This is a genomic window from Streptomyces sp. NPDC086023 (assembly GCF_044540325.1).
Taxonomy (GTDB): Bacteria; Actinomycetota; Actinomycetes; order Streptomycetales; family Streptomycetaceae; genus Streptomyces.
In genome coordinates this window covers 376,699-399,201 of the sequence record NZ_JBITRX010000004.1, presented here as the reverse complement: position 1 = coordinate 399,201, position 22,503 = coordinate 376,699, and the positions used below count along the sequence as shown (strand labels likewise).

Here is a 22,503-nt window from a genome sequence, read left to right as displayed (position 1 = left end):
GCACTGGCATCAACGGGGCTGTCCGGGGGAAGGTGGGAGCCGGGGGTCTCCCTCGCGTCGCGGAGGAGGACGACGGACCAGCCCGGGGTGGTGCCGATGCCCGACGAGCAACTGAGGGAAGACCGGGGAACCGCGGAGGCGGATCCGGAGGAGACGGCCGCGCAGCGCAGACAGCGGCGCGCCCAGTTCCTCCGCGAGCTCCACGAGGCCCGGGAGCTGCGGGACCGGGTCCAGCCGCGCCGGGCCCGCGCCGCCCGGATGCGCCAGCAGATGCGGATGCGCACCTTCCGCTGGTGAGGCAGGGGCGCCGCGGGCGCACGCCCGGCACCGCCGCGCCGATGATCCCGGACACCTGAACTCCGCGCGCCGGCACCGCCGCGCGGGTGCGGCCCGCCCCGCCACGCCGTGCGGCACGGCGTGACGAACCGTCCCCGAGCCGTCCGCCGAAAGGTTTTCGCACGCCGTTCGGACCCCTTCCCGTGGCCCTGGGCCGCGCCCGACCTGCCCTGATCCGGCCGGAGCCCCGGACGGCGCCACGCGACGCAAGCGCGGAAGACCTCTCGCAAAGCCGCCGTTTCTGCCACGATGCCGATTGGGCGGGGCACAGAACGGCGCGAAGGCCGTTCCACCTCTCCCACCTCCGGCCGGGGGGACCCCCAACCGGCACGCCTATGACCAGTGGGAGAGTCACGGTGTACTTCGCCGCACTGCTCGCGCGCACCGAAGACGGGTGGGAAGCGAGCGACACGGATCTCGACGACGTCGAGACGCTGTCCGATCTGACTGAACTGGCCCGTGAAGCCTCGGCCGACGAGGACACCGTCCTCGTCTTCATCGAGCAGGAGGACTCCTGGTTCGGCGTCGTCCGCGTCGACGGCGAGGACGACCCCCGCATCTTCCTGTCGAACGCGGCCGCCGCGTCCCGCAGCTCGTACGGGGAGATCCTGCTGACCGACGAACTGCTGGGCCGTGAGCCGGCGTCCGACGACGACCTCGACGAACTCGTCGACCTCGACGGCACGGAGGACGGCGAACCGGAGCCGGCCGCCGGGTTCGCCGAGGACGAGGCGGCCGAGGGGCCGGCGGACACCCCGGCGGTGCCGGCCGGGCCGCTCGGCGACCCGGGGATCCTGGCCGACCTCGGGGTCTCCGCCCGCGAGCTGTTCTCCTTCGGTTCCGACGCGCTCGCGGAGATCGCGGACGCGCTCGGTGCCTCCGAGGTGCTGGAGACCGTCCGATAGTGCCCGCTGAGCAGGACCGGCCCGATCCCGTACGGGACCCCTGGCGCGCACCGATGCGCCAGGCCCTGGACGAGGCCGCGAAGGCGGCGCTGACCGGTGACGTACCGGTCGGCGCCGTCGTGCTCGCGGCCGACGGATCCGTACTCGCGACGGGGCACAACGAACGCGAGGCGACCGGCGATCCGACCGCCCACGCCGAGGTGCTCGCCCTGCGGCGGGCCGCCGCAGGGCTCGGGGAGTGGCGGCTGAACGGGTGCACGCTCGTCGTGACCCTGGAGCCCTGCGTCATGTGCGCGGGCGCGCTCGTCCAGTCGCGGGTGGCGCGGGTGGTCTTCGGTGCGGCCGACGAGAAGGCCGGGGCGGCCGGCTCGCTCTGGGACCTGGTCCGCGACCGCCGGCTCAACCACCGCCCCGAAGTGATCACCGGAGTGCTCGGCGAGGAGTGCTCCAGCCTGCTCACGGCCTTCTTCAGGGACCGCTGACCCGGGCTCCACCTGCCGGAAGAGGGGCCACGGCGGGCCGTGAGGAGGGCCACGGGGGGCAAAGTTGCGGAGCACTCCCCATCGTGGGCTAGGATCTCTCTCGGTGGTGTGTCCGAGTGGCCGAAGGAGCTCGCCTCGAAAGCGAGTATGGGGCAACCCATCGGGGGTTCAAATCCCTCCACCACCGCTCTGTGAACGAGAGCCCCGGTTCGGACGAATCGGGGCTCTCTTCCGTTTCCGGGGACCCCGTCGGCGCGTTGTCACGGCATGACGAAGACCCAGCGCATCCTGGCCGCCATCGCCCTCGCGGGCGCCGCAGCGGGCCTCGCCGCCCCCGCCGCCTCGGCCTCGCCCCTGCCGGTGGAGGAACTCCTCCCCACCTCGGCACCCGACATGCCGGCCGAGGCCTCGCCGTCCGTCCAGGACATCGGCGGCCAGCTGAACAAGCTCAACGAGCTGAACCAGCTGATGAGCGCCCCCGACCAGCTGATGCCGGTGGTCGAGCCCGTGGCGCCGGTGCTCAACCTGCTGGGCGCCTTCGAGTAGCGGCCGCTCCCTCCCGGGCCGCCCTCCCCGCCCCGCCGCTCCCACCCCTCCAGTCCCTCCCCGAGACGTGCAGAAGGCCCCGACCTGGGGGCCGGGGCCTTCTGGCGCGGGGGCGGGGGGAGCGGCATCGGGGGGACAAGCCGCTCCCCCCGATGAGGACGGACCTGCCAGTCCGGGCCGCAGTCAGGGGGGAAGCTTGCGGCTCGGACCCCGCAGTGAGGCCCAGTCCCTCCACCCTCCGGTTTCCTGCCAGAACCGGGGGGCTCGTCAACAATCCTGCTCCTGCCACACCCCGAGAAGCGGCGGCAAAGGGCCTGGACCGCCAGGTCATTGGTCCTTAAAGGTCTGGTGAGGTCCGTTACCAGACCCGATAGACTCACGCCACTTTGCAGGGCGCGGCAGGGGAGGCCGAATCGATCATGGACACCAAGAAGATCATCTTGGGGGCCCTCGTCGTTTTCGTGCTGTACACGATCATCACCCAGCCGGCCAAATCTGCCGATTTCGTCCTAATAGGCTTCCAAGGCATCTCGGACGCCGCCCAGGGCATCGGCGAGTTCATGACCGAACTGGTGCGCTGAACCCGTACGCTGAAGCGGTTTCCGGACTTCGGGCCCCCCATCCGACGGGTGGGGGGCCTTTCCGCGTACCCCCTTCCCGATATGTCCAACTTGCCCTCAACACGGCTATATACGGTGCTTGCACACAGTGCACATCTCTTGTGATGCTATGACCGCTTTTGATCGATGAGTGGACATGAAGGGGTGGCGTGACCGTGCCGGCCAGTACAGCGCCTCAGGTGCCGCCCCAGCAGGACGAGCCCCCCACCCGGGAGCGGACCCAGAGCCGGGGCGCCGACACCAGGGCCCTCACCCAGGTGCTCTTCGGGCAGCTGAAATGCCTGGAACCGGGCACCTCCGAGCACCACCGGGTGCGCGGGGCCCTCATCGAGGCGAACCTCCCGCTGGTCCGGTACGCGGCGGCCCGCTTCCGCAGCCGGAACGAGCCGATGGAGGACGTGGTCCAGGTCGGCACGATCGGCCTGATCAACGCCATCGACCGGTTCGACCCGGACCGGGGCGTGCAGTTCCCCACCTTCGCGATGCCGACCGTCGTCGGCGAGATCAAGCGGTACTTCCGGGACAACGTCCGCACCGTGCACGTGCCGCGCCGGCTCCACGAGCTGTGGGTCCAGGTCAACGCGGCCACCGAGGACCTCACCACGGCCCACGGGCGCACCCCCACGACCCCGGAGATCGCCGAGCGGCTGCGGATCACCGAGGAGGAGGTGCTGTCCTGCATCGAGGCGGGACGCTCGTACCACGCCACCTCCCTGGAGGCCGCCCAGGAGGGCGACGGGCTGCCCGGGCTGCTGGACCGGCTGGGGTACGAGGACCCGGAGCTGGCCGGCGTGGAACACCGGGACCTCGTACGGCACCTGCTCGTCCAGCTCCCGGAGCGCGAGCAGCGCATCCTGCTCCTGCGCTACTACAACAACCTGACGCAGTCCCAGATCAGCGCGGAGCTCGGCGTCTCGCAGATGCACGTGTCCCGGCTGCTCGCCCGGAGCTTCGCCCGGCTCAGATCCGCAAACCGGATCGAAGCGTAATCAGAACGGGTGGAGATCGCGGGACGTCTTTCCGACAGTTCCGGCACATACCCCTTTGTTGCTGCACAGATATGTCGACTTGGCGCTACAGCGTGTTGCCGACATGTGACATTCTGCTGGAACCGCGTTTGCCGCAGCCCCGCCTCCGGTATTCAGGTGGAGGCTGCGTTCCTCCGACGGGCGCGCCGTACGCGACCGTCCGCGACCTCAAGGGGGTGGCATGTCCGCAGAACAGGGCAGCTCCAAGGTGCTTACGCTCGTCAAGAGCGAGGCTCCTGCAGTGCTCGACCGCTCGGAAGCCATCGACACCCGCACCCTCTCCCGCTCCCTGTTCCTGAGGCTCTCCGTTCTCGACGCGGACAGCCCCGAAAGGGCCTACGTACGCGACACCCTGATCGAACTGAACCTGCCGCTGGTCCGGTACGCCGCGGCCCGCTTCCGCAGCCGGAACGAGCCGATGGAGGACATCGTCCAGGTCGGCACGATCGGCCTGATCAAGGCCATCGACCGCTTCGACTGCGAACGCGGCGTGGAGTTCCCGACGTTCGCGATGCCGACCGTCGTGGGCGAGATCAAGCGCTTCTTCCGCGACACCTCCTGGTCGGTCCGCGTCCCGCGGCGGCTCCAGGAGCTGCGGCTGGCCCTCACCAAGGCGAGCGACGAGCTGGCCCAGAAGCTCGACCGCTCGCCGACGGTGACCGAACTGGCCGCCGTCCTCGGGGTGTCGGAGGAGGAGGTCGTCGACGGCCTCGCGGTGGGGAACGCGTACACCGCGTCCTCGCTGGACTCGCCCTCGCCCGAGGACGACGGCGGCGAGGGCTCCCTGGCCGACCGCCTGGGGTACGAGGACACGGCGCTGGAGGGCGTCGAGTACCGCGAGTCGCTGAAGCCGCTGCTGGCCAAACTCCCGCCCAGGGAGCGGCAGATCATCATGCTGCGCTTCTTCGCGAACATGACCCAGTCGCAGATCGGCGAGGAGGTCGGGATCTCGCAGATGCACGTCTCCCGGCTGCTGACCCGGACGCTCGCGCAGCTGCGGCAGGGACTGATCGGGGACTGACCCGACCCTGACCGCGTCCGCACGCTTCACAATTGACGGGCCGTCAGCAACACTGGCGCGATGTCAGCGATGCCGAAGGCCTGGATGACCGGCCGCCGGGGCGCTCTGCTCGCCTCGGCGGCCGTGCTGTGCGCGGCGCTGGCCGGCTGCGGCTCCGAGGGGCGTACGGGGTACGTCGCCCTGTCCGACGCCGCGGGGTCGTCCGTACCGGTGGCGCCCAAGGGGAAGGTGGAGTTCCAGCCGCTGCCCGGCGCCCCGGGACCGACGGCGTCCGCCACCGCGCCCGCCGCACCGAGCCCGACGGGGACCACGGGCGGGACGGCGGCCGGGGGTGCAGGACAGCCTGGCGGGGCCGGCTCGGCCGGCGGTGACGCGGGCGGCGGGAGCGGCGGTACGAGCGCGGGCGCGGGGGACGCGGGCGGCTCGGGCGGCACCGGCGGGAGCACGGGCGGCTCAGGAGGGTCAGGCGGCTCCGGGGGCTCGGGCGGCTCCGGCACCGGCGGAGGATCCGGCGGATCGGGCGGCTCCGGCGGCACGGGCGGCACCACGGGCGGGGGCAGCGCCGGCGGAGGCGGCACCGGCGGCGGGAGCACCGGCGGGAGCACCGACCCGGTCAGCCCGGCCAGGCTCACCCTCGGCGCGCCGGAGCGCTCCGCGGCGGAGGACCGGTGGTGCGAGAACGTCACCGTCACCTTCCGCAACAGCGGCGGCACGGCGGTGCGTTCGGGGACCGTGACCTTCTACACGCACATCATCGGCGCGCTCGGCGTGGACTGGGCCACGATCGAGACGCAGCAGCCGGTGGCGGCTCCCGTCGCGGCCGGGTCCTCGAAGGAGAAGACGTACCTGGTCTGCGTGGAGGCCTGGCGGGTGCCGCTCGGCATGCACGTCGAGACCAGGGACGTGACCGCCACCTGGACGTGAGGGCCGGTGGGGGCGCCGGGCGCCCCCGCGGCCTCAGGCCAGTGCGAGCCAGGCCACCCCTGCCAGCACCGCGATGACGGCGACGACACCGATGATCAGGCCCACGCGGGGGCCGGAGGAGCCCTGCACGGCGGCGGCCGGACGGTGCGGCTCGCCCTCGTCGACGAACGCGCGGAACATCTGGGTGTTGCCCGCCGGGTCGTAGTGGGCGTCGGGGCCCTGAGCGTTGTGTGACATGGGCAAGGACCCTAGCGAACCGGAACCGCCCCGCCCAAGCCCGTCCCGGGCCAACCTTTCCGATCCCTTTACCGCTTCCTCACCGAATTCGTTTGCCTGTAGCAACCAACAGATCATATGGTTGCTCTAAGCAACAAGATGGGGGAGCCGCCCTATGGCCACCCGGCCCCGGTACGAGGAACTGGCCCGCCAGCTGTCCGCGATCGGCGCGGTCAAACGCGGGCTCGCCCGCACCCTCCCCTTCGACTGCCCGCCCGGTTCCGCCGCCGTCCTCACCGTGCTCGACCGGCACGGCGACATGCGGCTGAGCCGAATGTCCGAGCTGCTGGGTGTCGACATGTCGGTCACCAGCCGCCATGTGGCCCACACCGCCGAGCACGGCTGGCTCGACCGGCTGCCCGATCCCGCGGACGGGCGCTGCCGCATCCTGCGGCTCACCCCGGCCGGCCGCGAACTGCTGGGCGTGCTGTCCGCGCGGGCCTCGGCCGCGCTGGAGACCGCGCTGGCGGACTGGTCCGACGACCAGGTCGACGTACTCAACACCCTGCTGGCCCGGCTGCGGTCGAGCTTCTGAGACACGAGAGAAGGAAAGCCAAGAGCATGGCGACAACCACGTCCCCGGACGTGCGGGGAGGCCAGTCCGACGCCACCGCACCCGCGATGACCCATCCGCAGATCATGAAGGCGCTGTCCGGGCTGATGCTCGGCATGTTCGTGGCGATCCTGTCCTCCACGATCGTCTCCAACGCCCTCCCGCAGATCATCGGCGAACTCGGCGGCACCCAGTCCTCCTACACGTGGGTGGTCACGGCCGCGCTGCTCTCCATGACGGCCGCGACCCCCCTCTGGGGCAAGCTCGCCGACCTCTTCAGCAAGAAGCTGCTGGTCCAGATATCCCTGGTGATCTACGTGCTGGGCTCGGTCGTCGCCGGCCTGTCGCAGAACACCGGCACCCTGATCGCCTGCCGCGTGGTCCAGGGCATCGGCGTCGGCGGCCTCTCCGCACTCGCGCAGATCGTGATGGCCGCGATGATCTCGCCACGCGAGCGCGGCCGCTACAGCGGCTACCTCGGCGCCGTGTTCGCCGTCGCCACCGTCGGCGGCCCCCTGCTCGGCGGGGTCATCACCGACACCGAGTGGCTGGGCTGGCGCTGGTGCTTCTACGTCGGCGTGCCCTTCGCCGTGATCGCCCTGGTCGTGCTCCAGAAGACCCTCCGGCTGCCGGTCGTGCGGCGGGACGTGAAGGTCGACTGGGCCGGCGCCTTCTTCGTCTCGGCCGCCGTCTCGCTGCTGCTGGTCTGGGTCACGCAGGCCGGGGACTCGTACGACTGGCTGTCCTGGCAGACGTACGCCATGACCGGCGGCGCCGTGCTGCTGGGCCTGGTGTTCGTGCGCGTCGAGGCCCGCGCGAGCGAGCCGATCATCCCGCTGCGGCTCTTCCGCAACAAGACGATCGCCCTGGCGTCGGCCGCCTCGCTGTTCGTGGGCGTCGCGATGTTCTCGGGAACGGTGTTCTTCAGCCAGTTCTTCCAGCTGGCCCGGAACGAGTCGCCGACCATGTCCGGCGTCCTCACCATCCCGATGATCGGCGGACTCTTCGTCTCCTCCACGGTCTCCGGCCAGGTCATCACCAGGACCGGCCGCTGGAAGGCGTGGCTGGTCTCCGGCGGTGTGCTGCTCACCGCCGGCCTGGGGCTGCTCGGCACGATCCGGTACGACACGGAGTACTGGCTGATCGCGGTCTTCATGGCCCTGACCGGCCTCGGCCTGGGCATGATGATGCAGAACCTGGTGCTGGCCACCCAGAACCAGGTGGCGCCCGAGGACCTGGGCGCCGCCAGCTCCGTGGTCACCTTCTTCCGCTCCCTCGGCGGCGCGATCGGCGTCTCCGCGCTGGGCGCCGTGATGGCGAGCCGGGTCACGCACTACGTCAAGGAAGGCCTGGCGGAGCTGGGTCCCAGGGGCGCGGCCCTCGGCCACGGCGGCACCGCCGGCGGCGGGATCCCCGACCTGGACAGGCTGCCCGCGCCGTTCCGGGAGATCGTCGAGAGGGCGTACGGGCACGGCGTGGCGGACGTGTTCCTGTACGCGGCACCGACGGCGCTGGTCGGGCTGCTGCTCTGCGTCTTCATCCGGGAGGTGGCCCTCAAGTCGAAGGCCGACGCGCCGGACCAGGCGGCTGCGGCCGAATAACACCCCTCCAGGGGACGGGTATTGACCATGGACTCGGCAGGACTGAATCCTGTCCTGGTCATGGGGGGAAGCGACACCGGACGGGGGTGTCCAGGTGGAATTCACGATCGTCGGCACGGGCCCTGAGGACGAGGCGGAACTGCAGTCCCTGCTGAAGTGGCTCAAGCAGGATCCCGCGCTGCGGGGCAGGACCACGATCCGGCTCGTGGAGGGGGAGCCCGACCCGGAGGCCATGGGCGGCACGCTGGAGGCCGTGCACGTGATCATCAACGACGCGGTCGCGGTCGCCGGACTGGCGGTCTCGGTCGCCACCTGGCTCGCCTCGCGCTCACGGCAGCGCACGCGCACGATCCGGCAGGAGGGCGGGGACAGCGTGCTGGCCCCGGACGCCTCGCCGGAGGAGGTCCAGGCGGTGCTGGAGGAGGGCGCGCGCCCCGAGGAGGCCCGGTGAGCTCGCTCCTCCCGCGCCCGGAGCGCTCCCAGGCCGTGCTGGTCGGCGGCTCGCAGTACGAGTTCCACCCGGACATCGAGTCCGTGGACCGGAACCTCGACGCGCTCCGCCGGATCCTGACCGACCCCGCCTACTGGGGGCTGCCGCAGGAGAACTGCCACGTCATCCGGAACCCCGAGCGGGCCGACGACGTGATGACGGTGCTGGAGACGGCGGCCGAGCGGGCCACCGACGCGCTGATCTTCTACTTCGCCGGACACGGCCTCTCCGACGAGGGCGGGCTGTACCTGGCCCTGAAGAACACCCGCAAGCCGCGGTTCGCGGCCCGCTACGACTCGGTGCACTACGAGTGGGTGCGCAGCGCCATGCTCCAGGGCGACTCCCCCGCCACCCGCCGGATCGTCATCCTCGACTGCTGCTACAGCGGCCAGGCGGCCGACGAGCAGATGGGCGTGGTGATGGGCGACGAGAACACCGACGTCCACGGCACGGTCGTGTGGGCCGCCACGACGCCGACCCGGCTGGCGGTGGCCCCGCGCGAGGCCACGTACACCGCCTTCACCGGCGAGCTGGTGCACACGCTGCACAGCGGCATCGAGGGCGGCGCCGAGGTGCTCGACATGGACACCATCTTCCGGCGGGTCAGCCGGAGCCTGGTCGCCAAGGGCTATCCGCAGCCGGACCAGCACAACCGTGCTCTCGGCGGGCAGCTGGCTCTGGTCCGCAACCGCGCCCTCGCCGGGCCGGCCGACGGTCGCGACGCGGGCCTGCCGGGCACGCCGGTGCCGGCGCTCGTGCGGGGGCGGGAGCGGGCTTTCGCACCGTTCGGCAGCAGCGCGTCCTGGGAGCCCTTCACCTGGGGCCCGCTCCAGACCGACCTGCTGGTCGTCGAGGGCGACGGCGAGAGCGTGATCCCGGAGGACTCGGTCCACGTACGCACCATCGACGAGGACGTCGAGCTGCCGGAGGACCTGTACGCGGTGCGGGCCCGGATCGAGGCCGAGCAGGACGCGAAGCGGCTGGCGGGCGAGCAGTACTTCTGGAACGGTCTCAACTACGCGGTCGACCGCGTGACGATCGGGCGGATCGCGGAGTCCGAGGCGCCGGAGATCTACATCCAGCTGCTGAACTCCGACTACTACAACTTCCAGGCCACGCAGCAGCTCGACGAGGTGCTCCCGGACGGCCTGACGGTCCGGGCCAAGTACGTCGACCCGTACGACCCGCTGGACGTGCCCGCCTTCATGGGCTCGTCCTTCGGCACGAACGTCGCGGTGATCACCCGGGACGAGAAGCTGATCGTCTCCCGGCGCAGCAACATGGTCGGCTCGCACCCGGGCACCTGGAACTCCTCGGCGAACGAGGCGCTGTCGAGGGTGGTGGACAACTCGGCCCGGCAGGCGCCGAACATCTTCAACGTGGCGCGGCGCGGGCTCAGCGAGGAGCTGGCCCTCAGCCCCGACGAGTACCGGCTGAACATGCTGGCGCTGACCATCGACAAGGGCACGCACCAGTGGGGTGCGCTGTTCATGGCGCGGCTGCGGCGGGTGACCTCGGACGAGTTCATCGCCCGCCGCTCGCGCGGGGTCTCGGACAAGTGGGAGCACGACCGGCACGAGCTGGTCGACTTCGAGATCGATCCGGTGACGCGGTTCATCTTCGACGAGGAGCGGACGGGGCTGTGGTCCCCGACCGCTCCGGGGCTCTTCTACCTGGCGCTGGTGAACAAGTACGGGAAGGTCGCCGTGGAGCGGGAGAGCGCGCGGGTGCTCCAGCGGATGCGGCGGGCCTAGCCAGGGGGTGCACGCGGGGTCAGGCCGGTCTCGCGTGCGCCTCGATGCCCGCCACCAGCAGGTCCAGGGCGAAGTGGAAGTCGCCTTCCGGGGCCTGACGGACCGTGCCGCAGCCGTGCAGGAACCGGCTGACCGCGAGGTGCGCGCCGGACCGCCGCGGCGCGGCCAGCCCGGTCGCGCCGAGCAACCGCATCAGGGCGGTGTCGAAGGCGCGGGCGTGCGGCCCGATGTTGGGGTACTCGGCCGACAGGGCCGGCAGCCACGGGTGTACGGCCAGCAGGCGGCGGTACCCACAGGCGAGCGCCCGCAGCCGGTCGGACCAGCTGCGGGCGCTCGGGACGGGGCTTGCGGGGGACCCGGGCTCGGGAGGCAGGGGGAGCTCGCCGAGGGCGGCGTCCAGGGCCAGTTCGAGCAGGTCGTCCTTGGTGTCGACGTACCAGTACAGGGACATCGCGGTGACCCCCAGGTCGGCGGCCAGGCGGCGCATGGAGAACCCTGCGAGGCCCTCCGCGTCGAGCAGCCGGACGGAGGCCGCCGTGATCTTCTCGCGGTCCAGCCCGGTGGGCTGCTCGCTGCGGCGTCTGGTCCCGGCGGCTGGTTTGGACGCCAGCCACACGCTGGTGCGGTCGGCCGCGGTCACCATGAGGCACCCTCCGTCCTGCGGGTCACCCGGGTGCGGTCCGGGGAGGACCGGCCCGGCCCGGAATGCCCGGTCCGCCCGTCTTGATGCTAGAGGGTGCCCCAGGTGAAGGGGCGGCTTTCGGGTGGGGCCCGGGTGCCGTCAGGCCTTCGGGGACGTCAGGTCGTAGAAGGTGGCGCCGCCGATGGTGACCTGGGTGAAGTTCTCGGTCACCCAGGCGCTCACGGAGCTGCTGGTGCCGCCGCCTCCGGGGCCGCCGCCCATGCCTCCGCCCATCCCGCCGCCGGCGATGAAGTAGTGGATGCGGCCGTCCTCGACGTACTTCTTGAACTGCTCCAGGGTCGGGGAGGGGTCGCTGCCGTTGAAGCCGCCGATGGCCATCACCGGCTTCTCGGTGGCCAGCTGGTAGCTCGCCGCGTTCTGGGAGCCGATGGCGGCCGCGACCCAGGTGTAGCTGCCGGCGTCCTTGCTCAGCGCCGCCTTGGCCGCGGCGCTGACGTTCGCGCCGTTGAGCAGGCCGCCCATGCCGCCGCCGGGGCCGCCGGCGCCGCCGCGGTCCGCGGTGCCGGGGAAGGTGCCGGTGGGGCCGGTGCCGGTGCCGGTGGGGGGCTGGCCCATCGGGAGGCCGCCCTGGGGGCCGCCCTGGTTCTGGCCGCCCTGGTTCATGCCGGGGGGCATGGCGCCCGTGCCGCCGCCGGGGAACTGGTTCCGGCCCTGGTTCTGGCCCTGCGGGCCGCCCCGGAAGTTCGGGGGCATGGCGAAGCGGCCGTCGTCACCGCGCGGGCCGCCGAAGCCGCCGGGGCCGCCCCGGCCGCCGGCCACCGCCGGGCCCGCGGTCACGATGGAGCCGGTGTGCCCCGTGTTCACCGTGGTCAGGGTGTACGCCAGCGGGCCCGCCAACGCCACCGCCAGACCCAGCGCGCCGGCGGCCAGGCCGGTGCGGCGCAGCAGCAGACCGGCCGCCGCGAACGCGCCGCCCACCAGGACGGCCCAGCGCAGCCAGGGCAGGTAGTCGGAGGAGCGGCCGAGGAGCACGTACGACCATCCGGCGGTCAGCAGGACGGTGCCGGCGAGCGTCAGCCGGGCGGCCACGGCCGCGCGCTCCTCCCACAGCACGCTCGCCCCCATCGCGACGAGCGCCGCGACGTACGGAGCCAGCGCCACCGTGTAGTACTCGTGGAAGATCCCCTGCATGAAACTGAACACCACCACGGTGATCAGCAGCGCCCCGCCCCAGGCCAGGAAGGCCGCACGGGCCATGGAGTCGAGCGCGTCGGTCGCCCGCTCGGCCCGCCAGGTCACCACCAGGCCGGCCACCAGCAGCACCAGGGCCGCCGGAAGCAGCCAGGAGATCTGGCCGCCGATGTCGGAGGAGAAGAGCCGGTCGATGCCGGTCTCGCCCCAGCCGCCGCCCTGACCGCCGCCCTGACCGCCGCCGCGGCCGCCACCGCCGACGCTGCCGGTCTCGTTGCCGTTGATCCGGCCGAGGCCGTTGTAGCCGAAGGTCAGCTCAAGGAAGGAGTTGTTCTGCGAGCCGCCGATGTACGGGCGGGACGACGCCGGCCAGAGTTCCACGATCGCGACCCACCAGCCGCCCGCGGCCACCATCGCCAGGCCGGCCAGCGCCAGCTGCCCCAGCCTGCGCCGGAGCGGGGTGGGCGCGCAGACGGCGTACAGCACGGCGAGCGGCGGCAGGATCACGAAGGCCTGGAGGGTCTTGGCGAGGAAGGCGAAGCCGAGCGCGACGCCGGCCCAGACCAGCCACTTCGTGTACGCGCCCTCCAGCGCGCGCAGCACGCAGTGGACGGTGACCGCCATCAGCAGCGTGAGGAGGGCGTCGGGGTTGTTGAAGCGGAACATCAGCGCGGCCACCGGCGTCAGCGCGAAGACCGTGCCCGCGATCAGGCCGGCCGCCGACCCGAACTGCCGCTTCACGGAGGCGTACAGGACGCCCACGGTGGCCACGGCCATCAGGACCTGCGGGAGGAGGATCTGCCACGAGCCGAGGCCGAACAGCCGTACCGACAGGGCCATCGGCCACAGGGCGGCCGGGGGCTTGTCGACGGTGATGGAGTTCGCGGCGTCGGAGGAGCCGAAGAAGAAGGCCTTCCAGCTCTCGCTGCCGGCCTGGACGGCGGCCGAGTAGAAGGAGTTGGCGTAGCCGGAGGAGCTGAGGTTCCAGAGGTAGAGCGCGGCGGTGGCCAGCAGGAGCGCGGCCAGCGCCGGCCGCTCCCAGCGGGTCCGTGCGGCCGCCGGGGCGGCCCGGACGGGCAGGGGTGCGGTGAGCACTGCGGTCATCGGATCGAGTCCTTCACGTCGGTGGTGCGGCGCTCGGGGAAGACCCAGGCGCGGAAGAGCAGGAAGCGCAGGACCGTCGCGGCGAGGTTCGCCGTGATGAGGACGGCCAGCTCGGTGCCGTGGGCGGGGGTGCTGGTCGCGGCGCCGAGCGCGGCGAGGGAGCCGCTGGTGAGGGCCAGGCCGATGCCGAACACGACCAGTCCCTGGGCCTGGTGACGTACGGCGCGTTCCCGGCCACGGACGCCGAAGGTGAGCCTGCGGTTGGCTGCCGTGTTGCCGATGGCCGAGAGAAGGAGGGCCGCCGCGTTGGCGGCCTGCGGGTCCAGGGCGGTGCGGAAGGCGGAGTACAGCAGCAGGTAGGCCAGCGTGCTCAGGGCCCCGACCACGCAGAAGCCGACGAGCTGCCGGGCCAGTCCGCGCGGTACGCCCTCCAGCGCCCGGTCGCGGGGGTCGTCCCCGAAGGGCCGGGCGAGGCGGTCCAGGGGCAGCGCGCCGACGGCCAGGGCCCGGCCCACCCGCCAGACGCCCTTCAGGTCCTCGGTCGCCGTCCGGACGATGTGGACGGTGGAGTCGGGGTCGTCGACCCAGTCGACCGGCACCTCGTGGATCCGCAGCCCGGCACGCTCCGCCAGGACCAGCATCTCGGTGTCGAAGAACCAGCCGGAGTCCTCGACCAGCGGCAGCAGCCGCTCGGCGACCTCGCGCCGGATGGCCTTGAAGCCGCACTGGGCGTCGCTGAAGCGGGCGGCGAGCGAGGAGCGCAGGATCAGGTTGTAGGCCCGGGAGATGAACTCCCGCTTGGGGCCGCGCACCACGCGCGAGGACGCCGCGAGCCGGGTGCCGATCGCGAGGTCGGAGTGGCCCGAGATCAGCGGGGCGACCAGCGGCAGCAGGGCGTTGAGGTCCGTGGAGAGGTCCACGTCCATGTAGGCCAGCACCGGGGCCTCGGACTGCGACCAGACGGTGCGCAGCGCCCGCCCGCGGCCCTTCTGCTCCAGGCGGTGGACGCGGACGCCGGGCACCGTCGCGGCGAGGCGGGCGGCCACCTCCGGGGTGCTGTCCGTGCTCGCGTTGTCGGCGATGGTGATCCGGAAGGCGTACGGGAAGGTGTTCGCCAGGTGCTCGTGGAGCCGGCGGACGCTGGCCCCGAGGTCCCGCTCCTCGTTGTAGACCGGGATCACCACGTCCAGCACGGGCGCGCCCGGCAGGTGGGCGGGCAGGTGACGCCGGGCCGGAAGGGTACCGGGGGAGAGGGCCGCTGCGGCCGGTTCGGTTCGCATGGTCCGACCCTCGCCAGACCCGCTGTCACCCCTGTGTGGTGAGACTGTGGCCCGCCTGTGAGTACGGGCGGCAGTCCGCGGCCGGCAGCCGCACCTGGAAGCGGGTCCGGCCCGGCTCGCTCTGCACGTCGACCCGGCCCCCGTGCGCCCCGACCACGGCCTGCACGATGGCCAGCCCCAGGCCGGTGGATCCGGCCTGGCGGGAGCGGGAGGCGTCACCCCGCGCGAAACGCTCGAAGACGTGGGGCAGGAGGTCGGGCGGGATGCCGGGGCCGTTGTCCTCGATCTCCAGCAGCACGGCGTGAGTCCGGGTGGATGTTTCACGTGAAACCGTCGTTTCACGTGAAACACGCGCCAGCACCGTGGTGTTGGGCGGCGTGTGCGTCCGGGCGTTGGCGAGCAGGTTGACCAGCACCTGCTGGATCCGGGCCGCGTCCGCCCGTACTTCGGCGGGCTCGTCCGGGAGTTCCAGGCGCCAGCGGTGCTCCGGGCCGGCCGCGCGGGCGTCGCTGACGGCGTCCAGCACCAGGGGGACGAGATCGGTGTCCTCGTGCTGGAGCGGGCGGCCCGCGTCGAGGCGTGCGAGCAGCAGCAGGTCCTCGACCAGTCCGGTCATGCGGGTGGCCTCCGACTCGATCCGCCCGAGGGCGTGCCGGGTGTCCGGGCCCACCTCCTCGCGGCCGCGCCGGGTGAGTTCGGCGTAACCGCGGATCGAGGCCAGGGGGGTGCGCAGTTCGTGGGAGGCGTCCGCGACGAACTGGCGTACCCGGGTCTCGCTCTCCTGGCGCGCGGTGAGCGCCGAACCCACGTGCCCCAGCATCCTGTTGAGAGCGGCGCCGACCTGCCCCACCTCGGTGCGCGGATCCGCCTCGGCGGCCGGGACTCGCTCGTGGAGCGCCACCTCGCCGCTGTGCAGGGGGAGTTCGGAGACCCGGGTGGCGGTGGCCGCCACCCGGCGGAGCGGGCGCAGGGCGACCGAGACCAGGGCCTGGCCGGCGAGTCCGGCCGCGAGGAGACCGGCGGCCGTGACGCACACCTCGACCACGATGAGCGTGGTGACGGTGGACTGGACGCCGGAGAGCGGGAAGCCGAGCACGAAGCTGCCGTCGGCGGCGGTGAGCACCCGGTAGTCGCCCAGTCCGGGGAGGCTGACCGTGGCCGCCCGGGTGTCGGCCTGGGCCGCGGCCTCCCTGAGCGCATCGGCCTGGGCCCGGGTGAGGGCCACCAGGCTGCCGGGGGCGGGCCCCCGGGCCACGCTGCGGCCGTCCTCGGTGACCGTTCCATCGGCCGCCAGGCGTGCGCCCACGGTGTCCAGGGGGCTGCCCGGGGCGGAGACGAAGCGGAGCGGGGGGCGGTCGGGGTCCCGGTCGCGGGACGACATCTCGACGGCGATCCGCAGCTGCTCGTCGAGCCGGCTCTCCAGGTAGGTGCGCAGGGCGAGGGTGGTGACCGTGCCGATGGCCGCGCCGACCACCGCGATCAGCGCCACGGCGGAGACCACCAGACGGGTCCGCAGGGACCACGGCCCCCGGGCGCGCAGCGGCCAGGGCCGCCGGGCACGTGCGGCCCAGCGGCCCTGTGACGTGCGGGAACGCGGTCTCGCGGGCACTACTCCCCCGGCTTGATCAGATAACCGGCCCCGCGCCTGGTGTGGATCATGGGAGTGCGTCCGGTCTCCAGCTTGCGCCGCAGGTAGGAGATGTACAGCTCGACCACGTTGGCCTGGCCGCCGAAGTCGTACGACCACACCCGGTCCAGGATCTGCGCCTTGCTCAGCACGCGCCTCGGGTTGCGCATCAGGTAGCGCAGCAGCTCGAACTCGGTGGCGGTCAGGTGGATCTCGTCCCCGCCCCGCGTCACCTCGTGACTGTCCTCGTCCAGCGTGAGGTCCCCGACGACCAGTACGGACTCGCTGCGGGCCGCGGCCGCCGCACCCGACCTCCGGACCAGGCCGCGCAGCCGGGCGACGACCTCCTCCAGGCTGAAGGGCTTGGTCACGTAGTCGTCGCCGCCGGCGGTCAGGCCGGCGATGCGGTCCTCGACCGCGTCCTTGGCCGTCAGGAAGAGGACCGGCACGTGCGGCAGCTCCCGGCGCAGCCTGCCGAGCACCGTCAGGCCGTCCATGTCCGGCAGCATGATGTCCAGGACCACCACGTCGGGCCGGAACTCGCGGGCCGCGCGTACCGCACCGGCGCCGTCCCCGGCGCTGCGCACGTCGCAGCCCTCGTAGCGCAGGGCCATGGAGAGCAGCTCGGAGAGCGCGGCCTCGTCGTCGACGACGAGGACCCTGCAGGGCCCGCCGTCGGGGCGGACGAGCTGCGTGGCGCGGGACGCGGACGTGGTGTGCGTGGTCGCGGTCATGATGCCCAGGCTGGCCCGGGCCGCTGAGAGCCCTCTTGCGCCAGTCTGTGAATTTCCTGAGAAAGCCCTCAGCGGCCTCCCGCGCCGGGCAGGCCGAAGAGGCGGGCGCCGTTGTCGTGGCAGACGGCACGCAGCCAGTCGTCCCCGAGCCCCAGGCGTTCGAGGGCCGCCAGCTGGTGCTCGTACGGGTACGGGATGTTGGGGAAGTCGGTGCCGAGCAGGATCCGGTCCCCGAGGTCGGCCAGCCTGTCCCGCGCCCCCGGCGGGAAGCCGGCCAGCCGCTCGGCGAAGTCGGTGAAGGCCATGGTGGTGTCCAGCCGGACCTCCGGGTACGCCCCGGCGAGGGCCAGGAAGTCCTCGTACTCCGGCATGCCCATGTGCGCGATCACCAGGGGCAGCCGAGGGTGGCGGGCGAGCAGCCGGGCGACCGGCCCGGGGCCGGTGTGCTTGCCCGGGGCCGGGCCGGAACCGCAGTGGATCACGACGGGCAGGCCGGCCTCGGCGAGCAGACCCCAGACGGGCTCCAGCAGGTCGTCGTTGGGGTCGTAGCCGCCGACCTGGAGGTGCGCCTTGAAGACCCGGGCGCCCTGCTCCACGGCTCCCCGCACGTACGCCGCCGCCCCGGCCTCCGGGAAGAAGGTCGCGGTGTGGAGGCAGTCGGGGGTCCGGGCGGCGAACCCGGCGGCCCAGGAGTTCAGCCAGGCGGCCATGTCGGGCTTGTGCGGGTAGAGCATGGAGGTGAAGGCGCGCACCCCGAACCGGCGCAGCAGCGCGACGCGTTCGTCCTCCTCGTGGCGGTAGGTGATGGGCCACTCGACGCCGGTCAGCGGCCCGGCGGAGTCGAAGTAGTCCCAGACCTTGGCCAGCACCCGCTCGGGCATGAAGTGCGTGTGGACGTCGACCAGGCCGGGGATCCCGAGGCGGTCGCGGAAGCGGCGCACCGCCCCGGCGGTGGACCCGGCCGGGTCGTCCGCAGGCTCAGCGCTCCCGCACAAAGCCGTGGCTCCGTTCGACCGTGCCGACGTGCAGGGTGTAGCTCTCGTACCACTCGTCGCGGCCGCGCTTCTGCGCCTGCCGGTGCTCCAGATCCGTGCGCCACTGCTGCAGGGCCTGCTCGTCGCGGAAGTACCCGACGGTGATGCTGAGGCCGCCGGGCGTGTGGGCGTTCTCGTGACCGAGGTAGCCGGGTATGGCCCTGACCAGCTCGCCCATCCGGGTCGAGGTCTCGGCGTAGCCGACGGGCTCCTCGGTGCGGACCGAGGTGAACACGGCCATCAGGTAGGGGGTTCGAAGGCGGGAAGCGGCTGGATGCTCATGCCGACCACCTTCCGGTGCGGAAGATCCCGGTGTCCACGGTCGCCGCCCGAAGGGATCCAAGATTTGACCTTGCCGCTCAGAACAGCCCCTCCTGCTCCTCCCTCGCCTCCTCGGCAGGCCGCACCGGTACGGACGTCCGCGCCCCCTCCCCGGCCGCGGCCAGCACCCAGCCGCTGAGCAGCCGGGTGTCCACGACGAGCCCGTCCGCGAAATGCAGGTCCGGCCCGGCGGCACCGGCAAGCCACCCGGCGACCGCTCCGCCCGGCACGAGCCCCGCCACGACCCCGGTGGGCCGCGGCAGCCCGTCGAGCCCGAACGCGTCGGTGTGGTCGGCCACTTCGCAGGGCAGCCGCTCCAGGGTCTCGGCCCAGCCGGGCAGCGCGGTGGCCCGCCCGTGCAGGCCGGCAACCTCGGCCGCCCGCTCGGCGAACGGCGGCAGCACGGCCCGTACCGCCCGCTTGCGCGCGTACGGGATCCGGTCCGGCACCCCGAGGGCCGCCCGCAGCAGCTCCTCCGTACGCCGGGCCGCCATCAGCGGGCCGCGCCCGAGCCAGGTGTACGCGACGGCCCCCTGCTCCAGCAGCCGGGCGGCGCCCCGCTCCTCCGCGGTGATCCCGACCTTGGTCATCCCGGGGCCGAACCAGGCCAGGTAGACGCGGTACGTCCGCGGGTCCGCGGCATTGGTGTCCGCCGCCACGGAGAAGGACCGGTCCAGCCGCGCGCACTCGGTGCACTGGTCGCGCCCCGCGCCCGCCGGGATCTCCCGCGCGCCCGGGCAGGGCGTCCACCGGCCGGCCCGCCAGACCCCCACGCAGCGCCGGGCGCCCTCGGCGGTGAAGGCCAGCCGCCGTCCGGCGGCGAGCGGGCTCTCGCGGGTGCCGCGCCCCGGAGCGGACCAGGTCAGGGCCGGTCCGGCCGCCGTCCAGCGCATTCCGGTGCACCACCACATTCGGATCTCTCCCCCCGTCCCGGCGATCACGCGCGCCTGACGGCAACGACAGAGGGCCCCGGACTTTCGTCCGGGGCCCTCTGGCTGGTGCACTCGGCAGGATTCGAACCTGCAACCTTCTGATCCGTAGGCGGGTGCCCACTACCGCCCTGAGCGCTCTGGGAAGTGTCTGCGGCCGAACTCCGCAGGTCCCACGCCCACCAGGGTACGCCCGTGTCCGCCGACGTTGATGTCAGCAACTGATGTCAGACAGGCCAACCCACCTGCTTGCTCGTCAGGTGTGAGTTTCAGGATGGAGGCCCACGAGACCGTGAAGCCTGGGCAGGATAGCTGTCATGAACGCTACGGAGCTCGCGTCCTTGGCTTCGGCCGCTATCACCGCTGTGGGCGTCCCAGCCATCTATTGGCAGGCGAGGAACGCGGCCAAAGCGGTACACGTGCCAGTGGCGGCAGCCGATATTACTGCCCGCGCTCAGCATGCCCAGGCTCGACTGGCGGCGCAACGTACGGCCTATCTTGATCTGCTTCGGGCAATTCGCAACCTGCGCGATACTTACGCCAGAGTGAGAGCTGACGCGCACCGATGGGATCGCGTTCTGTCAAGTAGAGAAGTGACCGATGCACAGCGGGCCGACGCAGAAGAGGCGAGGAGTAGCCGCGCCGAGAGTGTGGGCGCTGCGTATAAGACGCTCAACGACGCAATGGCCACAGTGGCCCTAGAAGGGCCAGACGATCTGACACCTCTCCTCGAACCCTTTAACCGATTTGGGGCGATGGTTTACGGCGCCCATATCCTACCTGTCGACGTATTGAGTAGCCCCGCAGCCATCCTCCATGACCAGTTTTGGCAAGACTACGAGAGGGCGGAACGCCAATTCGTCACCGCCGCTCGCACCTACCTCAATGACGGTCGCGGAGATACAAATTGAATTGATGAGGCTCGCGTGGCGCGTGGGCCGCTGCATCTCACTGTGTCACTTTCCTGGGTGCACTCCGATGCTGATCCCTGCGGCCATTGCCAACGCCCCGCTAGACACGCCGGCAAAAGGCGATGGCCGCGTCATCCCCCGCCTTATAGCGGGGCCAGCGCTGGCCGTGCGGGTCCATCGCCTCCACCTCTCGTACGCTGCGGATCAGGGACACAGGCCCCTCCTCGCGCAGCTTGTCGAGAACCCCTTCCCAGGTAGCCATCCGATACTCGGTAACAAGCCGGGAGACGCCGTCCGACATGACGGCAGCGGACCGGACGCCGTCCGCAGGAGTGGTGCCAACCAACGCATGAAGAGCGGCTTCGGGAGTCGACGCCGCCACCCAGTAACCGTCCTCCGTGTTCCGGATCGCCCGTTGCGCAGCCACCAGCCTGGCTACGCTCGCCCGATGTTCCGGCGTCCCAGTCTGGAATTGCTCTGTCTCCGTGCGCAGGTCGCGGCACACGTCGTCCACCCGAAGGTCAGTCAGTACCGTCACGCCGCTGTCGCCTTCAAGGATCACGGGCGAGTCCGCAAGAACGAGGTGATCGAAGCTACCCGTCCGCTCTCGCAGGATGGCCACCGTCGCGGACGGAGTACCGGGGTTCTTCAGGTCGCACTCCGGGTGAAGCCGGGCCACCCTGTCCAGCGCATCGGCCAGCCCATCCGTCAACTGCCGGTCGGACTCCGCCAGCGCCGCCACGAGATGGCCGCCGAGCTGGGCGACGTACCACGGCACACCATGTCGACAGCCGGTGTCCAGCCCGGCGGTGCTGAGGCCATCGAGCACCACGGCAAGGGTTGGGGTGCCGGCTACCCAATCTTCATTGGGCGCCAGCCCCCCAGCTTCGGTCGCAACGCTGACGTACATGTCACGCCTCGTGTCGGTAGATCGGACTGACTCGCGTGCTCTCCAGGACCTCAAGTGTCTTGGGGTCGTAGCGGCATGAAATCAGCGTAGAGAAGCGGCGGGTGCGAACGTCGCGGTAAAGCTCCGGAAGATGGTTTTCGAGGTAATGAACTACCCCATTGGCTCCAATCGCGTGAATCCCCGCGATGTAGATGAAGGTTCCCTTCCCGTCCAGTCGCGGAAGACGGGCCAGGTACCCGACATCACCTGCCGAACCGTCCTCATCCATTGGTGATCTGTAGACCTCCTCGGTCTTCAGGTCCACCAGGTGCCACGCTCGGTCCTTCTGAAAGCGCAGATTGTCGTCACCTTCAAGCACCTGCGCCACGATCGGCGAGAGCCGCGGGCCGCAGACCACGACGTGATTGTCCCGATTCAGGTTGACGATTCCCGTGGGCGGAATCACCTCGTACTGCGCGTCCAGCTTCAGGGTGCCGAACAGCTTGCGCAGGTGCTCGAAATTGTCGAGATCTTCGCGAGCGACCACCTCACCCATTTCATCCGGGGCTTTTCCGGCCTCGTACTTCCCACCTAGGGAAATAGTCATGAGGTCCGTCCCGAAGAAGGCGCGCTCAGGCGGCGGCCCCTGGGCGGCCAGCTGACCCACTCGTCCGCGGCTGACGCCCAGTAGAGCCGCGATCTCCGACTGAGACATGCCCGCAGCAGCGGCCTCCTCAATGGCCTCTCGCCGGATGCGGGACAACTCCGTGACTCGGCCCTGGTAGTCGGCCATCAGGGCAATCGCCGCCTTGGCTCGCTCGACGGGGACCTCGACCTGAGCCACCTGCTCGATCTCTACGTGCACCTAGAACCTCCGCGCTTAGGGGGTCTAGCAACCATACCGCGAGGGGGGCTTGACGACCACGGCAAGGAGTCCCTACCTTGGCTACCAGGTCAGCGCATAGACCCCCTAGGCAGCGATTGCCGAGGGACTCTATGCGGCCGTTGACCTGCTGAAACTTGCACGACAAGAGGCCCCACAGAGGGGTCGAGGGCGCCGGAATCCCTTGGCAACCGGACGGCAGTCTCTGCCTACCAACGAGAGCCCGTGTTCTCGGAAAGAGACGACAAGCAATGTGTTCAACCCCCCGCGGCTCATCAGCCGCGGCTGGTTGCCTCCTCTGCCCGTCTGGTGCCGTCGGCGCTGTACGGGCGGGGTTGAGGGGAGCCGGTGTTTGACCTGCTTCACCTACGAAGTGCGCCCCCGGTGCTGGAACACCGGGGGCGCTGTTCGGTCCCGTTCC

General features: G+C 71.5%; 24 protein-coding genes and 1 tRNA gene. 14 read left to right on the top strand and 11 right to left on the bottom strand.

Annotated features, from left to right (window positions below):
- The first annotated feature begins 96 nt into the window (after positions 1-96).
- The 9 genes from ACIF6F_RS11270 (at position 97) to ACIF6F_RS11230 (ending at position 5,862) form a co-directional block, all read left to right on the top strand.
- Positions 97-297 carry a hypothetical protein gene (locus ACIF6F_RS11270; RefSeq protein ID WP_399944427.1) on the top strand — a complete coding sequence of 67 codons (201 nt, stop codon included), beginning with the start codon at positions 97-99 and terminating at the stop codon, positions 295-297.
- 395 nt (positions 298-692) lie between these two features.
- Positions 693-1,241, top strand: coding sequence for a hypothetical protein (locus ACIF6F_RS11265; protein ID WP_399944602.1), 549 nt, complete (start codon positions 693-695; stop codon positions 1,239-1,241).
- Positions 1,242-1,294: 53 nt separating this feature from the next.
- Entirely contained in the window at positions 1,295-1,723 is a 429-nt protein-coding gene (tadA, locus tag ACIF6F_RS11260) for a tRNA adenosine(34) deaminase TadA (protein WP_399944599.1), read from the top strand.
- A gap of 102 nt (positions 1,724-1,825) precedes the next feature.
- Positions 1,826-1,910, top strand: a tRNA-Ser gene (locus ACIF6F_RS11255).
- 80 nt (positions 1,911-1,990) lie between these two features.
- The gene (locus ACIF6F_RS11250) at positions 1,991-2,269 is read left to right on the top strand and encodes a hypothetical protein (protein WP_399944424.1); all 279 of its coding nucleotides are present in this window, start codon (positions 1,991-1,993) and stop codon (positions 2,267-2,269) included.
- A gap of 419 nt (positions 2,270-2,688) precedes the next feature.
- Entirely contained in the window at positions 2,689-2,850 is a 162-nt protein-coding gene (locus tag ACIF6F_RS11245) for a hypothetical protein (RefSeq protein WP_399944421.1), read from the top strand.
- A 194-nt stretch (positions 2,851-3,044) separates the two neighbouring features.
- Positions 3,045-3,878, top strand: coding sequence for an RNA polymerase sigma factor SigF (locus ACIF6F_RS11240; RefSeq protein WP_399944418.1), 834 nt, complete (start codon positions 3,045-3,047; stop codon positions 3,876-3,878).
- Positions 3,879-4,098: 220 nt separating this feature from the next.
- Positions 4,099-4,938 carry an RNA polymerase sigma factor SigF gene (locus ACIF6F_RS11235; protein ID WP_399944415.1) on the top strand — a complete coding sequence of 280 codons (840 nt, stop codon included), beginning with the start codon at positions 4,099-4,101 and terminating at the stop codon, positions 4,936-4,938.
- Between the two features lie 60 nt (positions 4,939-4,998).
- A complete protein-coding gene (locus tag ACIF6F_RS11230) occupies positions 4,999-5,862 on the top strand; it encodes a hypothetical protein (RefSeq protein WP_399944413.1) in 864 nt (287 codons plus the stop codon).
- Positions 5,863-5,895: 33 nt separating this feature from the next.
- Here ACIF6F_RS11230 and ACIF6F_RS11225 read toward each other — a convergent pair whose 3' ends face one another.
- Positions 5,896-6,099: a hypothetical protein gene (locus ACIF6F_RS11225; protein ID WP_399944411.1), complete on the bottom strand. Its 204-nt coding sequence runs from the start codon at positions 6,097-6,099 to the stop codon at positions 5,896-5,898.
- A gap of 154 nt (positions 6,100-6,253) precedes the next feature.
- Here ACIF6F_RS11225 and ACIF6F_RS11220 point away from each other — a divergent pair, with 154 nt between their 5' ends.
- The 4 genes from ACIF6F_RS11220 (at position 6,254) to ACIF6F_RS11205 (ending at position 10,536) form a co-directional block, all read left to right on the top strand.
- On the top strand, positions 6,254-6,673 hold the full coding sequence (locus ACIF6F_RS11220) for a MarR family winged helix-turn-helix transcriptional regulator (RefSeq protein ID WP_399944409.1): 420 nt from the start codon (positions 6,254-6,256) through the stop codon (positions 6,671-6,673).
- A gap of 26 nt (positions 6,674-6,699) precedes the next feature.
- A complete protein-coding gene (locus tag ACIF6F_RS11215; protein WP_399944407.1) occupies positions 6,700-8,292 on the top strand; it encodes an MDR family MFS transporter in 1,593 nt (530 codons plus the stop codon).
- Positions 8,293-8,386: 94 nt separating this feature from the next.
- Positions 8,387-8,743, top strand: a complete 357-nt coding sequence (locus ACIF6F_RS11210) for a hypothetical protein (protein ID WP_399944404.1) — start codon at positions 8,387-8,389, stop codon at positions 8,741-8,743.
- Complete coding sequence (locus tag ACIF6F_RS11205) at positions 8,740-10,536, top strand: caspase domain-containing protein (protein WP_399944401.1); 1,797 nt, start codon at positions 8,740-8,742, stop codon at positions 10,534-10,536. Before ACIF6F_RS11210 ends, ACIF6F_RS11205 begins: the two co-directional genes overlap by 4 nt.
- Before the next feature lie 19 nt (positions 10,537-10,555).
- Here the strand turns inward: ACIF6F_RS11205 and ACIF6F_RS11200 are convergent, their stop codons facing one another.
- From ACIF6F_RS11200 to ACIF6F_RS11165, 8 genes are all read right to left on the bottom strand, one after another.
- On the bottom strand, positions 10,556-11,179 hold the full coding sequence (locus ACIF6F_RS11200; RefSeq protein WP_399944398.1) for a TetR/AcrR family transcriptional regulator: 624 nt from the start codon (positions 11,177-11,179) through the stop codon (positions 10,556-10,558).
- Between the two features lie 138 nt (positions 11,180-11,317).
- Positions 11,318-13,474, bottom strand: coding sequence for an ArnT family glycosyltransferase (locus tag ACIF6F_RS11195; RefSeq protein WP_399944395.1), 2,157 nt, complete (start codon positions 13,472-13,474; stop codon positions 11,318-11,320).
- Positions 13,471-14,754 carry a glycosyltransferase gene (locus tag ACIF6F_RS11190; protein ID WP_399944392.1) on the bottom strand — a complete coding sequence of 428 codons (1,284 nt, stop codon included), beginning with the start codon at positions 14,752-14,754 and terminating at the stop codon, positions 13,471-13,473. The genes ACIF6F_RS11195 and ACIF6F_RS11190 overlap by 4 nt, the downstream gene beginning before the upstream one ends.
- Before the next feature lie 25 nt (positions 14,755-14,779).
- The gene (locus tag ACIF6F_RS11185) at positions 14,780-16,258 is read right to left on the bottom strand and encodes an ATP-binding protein (protein ID WP_399944596.1); all 1,479 of its coding nucleotides are present in this window, start codon (positions 16,256-16,258) and stop codon (positions 14,780-14,782) included.
- Between the two features lie 104 nt (positions 16,259-16,362).
- Positions 16,363-17,115 carry a response regulator transcription factor gene (locus ACIF6F_RS11180; RefSeq protein WP_399944389.1) on the bottom strand — a complete coding sequence of 251 codons (753 nt, stop codon included), beginning with the start codon at positions 17,113-17,115 and terminating at the stop codon, positions 16,363-16,365.
- A gap of 68 nt (positions 17,116-17,183) precedes the next feature.
- Entirely contained in the window at positions 17,184-18,110 is a 927-nt protein-coding gene (locus tag ACIF6F_RS11175) for an amidohydrolase family protein (protein WP_399944386.1), read from the bottom strand.
- On the bottom strand, positions 18,094-18,390 hold the full coding sequence (locus tag ACIF6F_RS11170; protein ID WP_399944384.1) for an antibiotic biosynthesis monooxygenase family protein: 297 nt from the start codon (positions 18,388-18,390) through the stop codon (positions 18,094-18,096). Before ACIF6F_RS11170 ends, ACIF6F_RS11175 begins: the two co-directional genes overlap by 17 nt.
- Before the next feature lie 118 nt (positions 18,391-18,508).
- On the bottom strand, positions 18,509-19,363 hold the full coding sequence (locus ACIF6F_RS11165; protein WP_399944381.1) for a DUF2797 domain-containing protein: 855 nt from the start codon (positions 19,361-19,363) through the stop codon (positions 18,509-18,511).
- A 353-nt stretch (positions 19,364-19,716) separates the two neighbouring features.
- On the opposite strand from ACIF6F_RS11165, the gene ACIF6F_RS11160 reads away from it, so the two are divergent.
- Entirely contained in the window at positions 19,717-20,310 is a 594-nt protein-coding gene (locus ACIF6F_RS11160; RefSeq protein ID WP_399944379.1) for a hypothetical protein, read from the top strand.
- Positions 20,311-20,410: 100 nt separating this feature from the next.
- On the opposite strand, the gene ACIF6F_RS11155 is transcribed toward ACIF6F_RS11160, so the two are convergent.
- Together ACIF6F_RS11155 and ACIF6F_RS11150 are read right to left on the bottom strand one after the other, a co-directional pair.
- Entirely contained in the window at positions 20,411-21,220 is an 810-nt protein-coding gene (locus ACIF6F_RS11155) for a hypothetical protein (RefSeq protein WP_399944376.1), read from the bottom strand.
- Between the two features lies 1 nt (position 21,221).
- Positions 21,222-22,064 (bottom strand): sigma factor-like helix-turn-helix DNA-binding protein, encoded by an 843-nt coding sequence (locus tag ACIF6F_RS11150; protein WP_399944374.1) that lies wholly within the window; start codon positions 22,062-22,064, stop codon positions 21,222-21,224.
- Between the last annotated feature and the right edge of the window lie 439 nt (positions 22,065-22,503).

Excerpts from the sequence above, each read along its gene's own strand:
- ACIF6F_RS11270 (WP_399944427.1), top strand. The coding sequence starts at position 97 with ATGCCCGACGAGCAACTGAGGGAAGACCGGGGAACCGCGGAGGCGGAT.
- ACIF6F_RS11215 (WP_399944407.1), top strand. The coding sequence starts at position 6,700 with ATGGCGACAACCACGTCCCCGGACGTGCGGGGAGGCCAGTCCGACGCC.
- ACIF6F_RS11225 (WP_399944411.1), bottom strand. The coding sequence starts at position 6,099 with ATGTCACACAACGCTCAGGGCCCCGACGCCCACTACGACCCGGCGGGC.
- ACIF6F_RS11155 (WP_399944376.1), bottom strand. The coding sequence starts at position 21,220 with ATGTACGTCAGCGTTGCGACCGAAGCTGGGGGGCTGGCGCCCAATGAA.
- ACIF6F_RS11190 (WP_399944392.1), bottom strand. The coding sequence starts at position 14,754 with ATGCGAACCGAACCGGCCGCAGCGGCCCTCTCCCCCGGTACCCTTCCG.
- ACIF6F_RS11250 (WP_399944424.1), top strand. The coding sequence starts at position 1,991 with ATGACGAAGACCCAGCGCATCCTGGCCGCCATCGCCCTCGCGGGCGCC.
- ACIF6F_RS11160 (WP_399944379.1), top strand. The coding sequence starts at position 19,717 with ATGAACGCTACGGAGCTCGCGTCCTTGGCTTCGGCCGCTATCACCGCT.
- ACIF6F_RS11200 (WP_399944398.1), bottom strand. The coding sequence starts at position 11,179 with ATGGTGACCGCGGCCGACCGCACCAGCGTGTGGCTGGCGTCCAAACCA.
- ACIF6F_RS11230 (WP_399944413.1), top strand. The coding sequence starts at position 4,999 with ATGTCAGCGATGCCGAAGGCCTGGATGACCGGCCGCCGGGGCGCTCTG.
- ACIF6F_RS11220 (WP_399944409.1), top strand. The coding sequence starts at position 6,254 with ATGGCCACCCGGCCCCGGTACGAGGAACTGGCCCGCCAGCTGTCCGCG.
- ACIF6F_RS11245 (WP_399944421.1), top strand. The coding sequence starts at position 2,689 with ATGGACACCAAGAAGATCATCTTGGGGGCCCTCGTCGTTTTCGTGCTG.
- tadA (WP_399944599.1), top strand. The coding sequence starts at position 1,295 with ATGCGCCAGGCCCTGGACGAGGCCGCGAAGGCGGCGCTGACCGGTGAC.
- ACIF6F_RS11180 (WP_399944389.1), bottom strand. The coding sequence starts at position 17,115 with ATGACCGCGACCACGCACACCACGTCCGCGTCCCGCGCCACGCAGCTC.
- ACIF6F_RS11235 (WP_399944415.1), top strand. The coding sequence starts at position 4,099 with ATGTCCGCAGAACAGGGCAGCTCCAAGGTGCTTACGCTCGTCAAGAGC.
- ACIF6F_RS11170 (WP_399944384.1), bottom strand. The coding sequence starts at position 18,390 with ATGGCCGTGTTCACCTCGGTCCGCACCGAGGAGCCCGTCGGCTACGCC.
- ACIF6F_RS11165 (WP_399944381.1), bottom strand. The coding sequence starts at position 19,363 with ATGCGCTGGACGGCGGCCGGACCGGCCCTGACCTGGTCCGCTCCGGGG.
- ACIF6F_RS11195 (WP_399944395.1), bottom strand. The coding sequence starts at position 13,474 with ATGACCGCAGTGCTCACCGCACCCCTGCCCGTCCGGGCCGCCCCGGCG.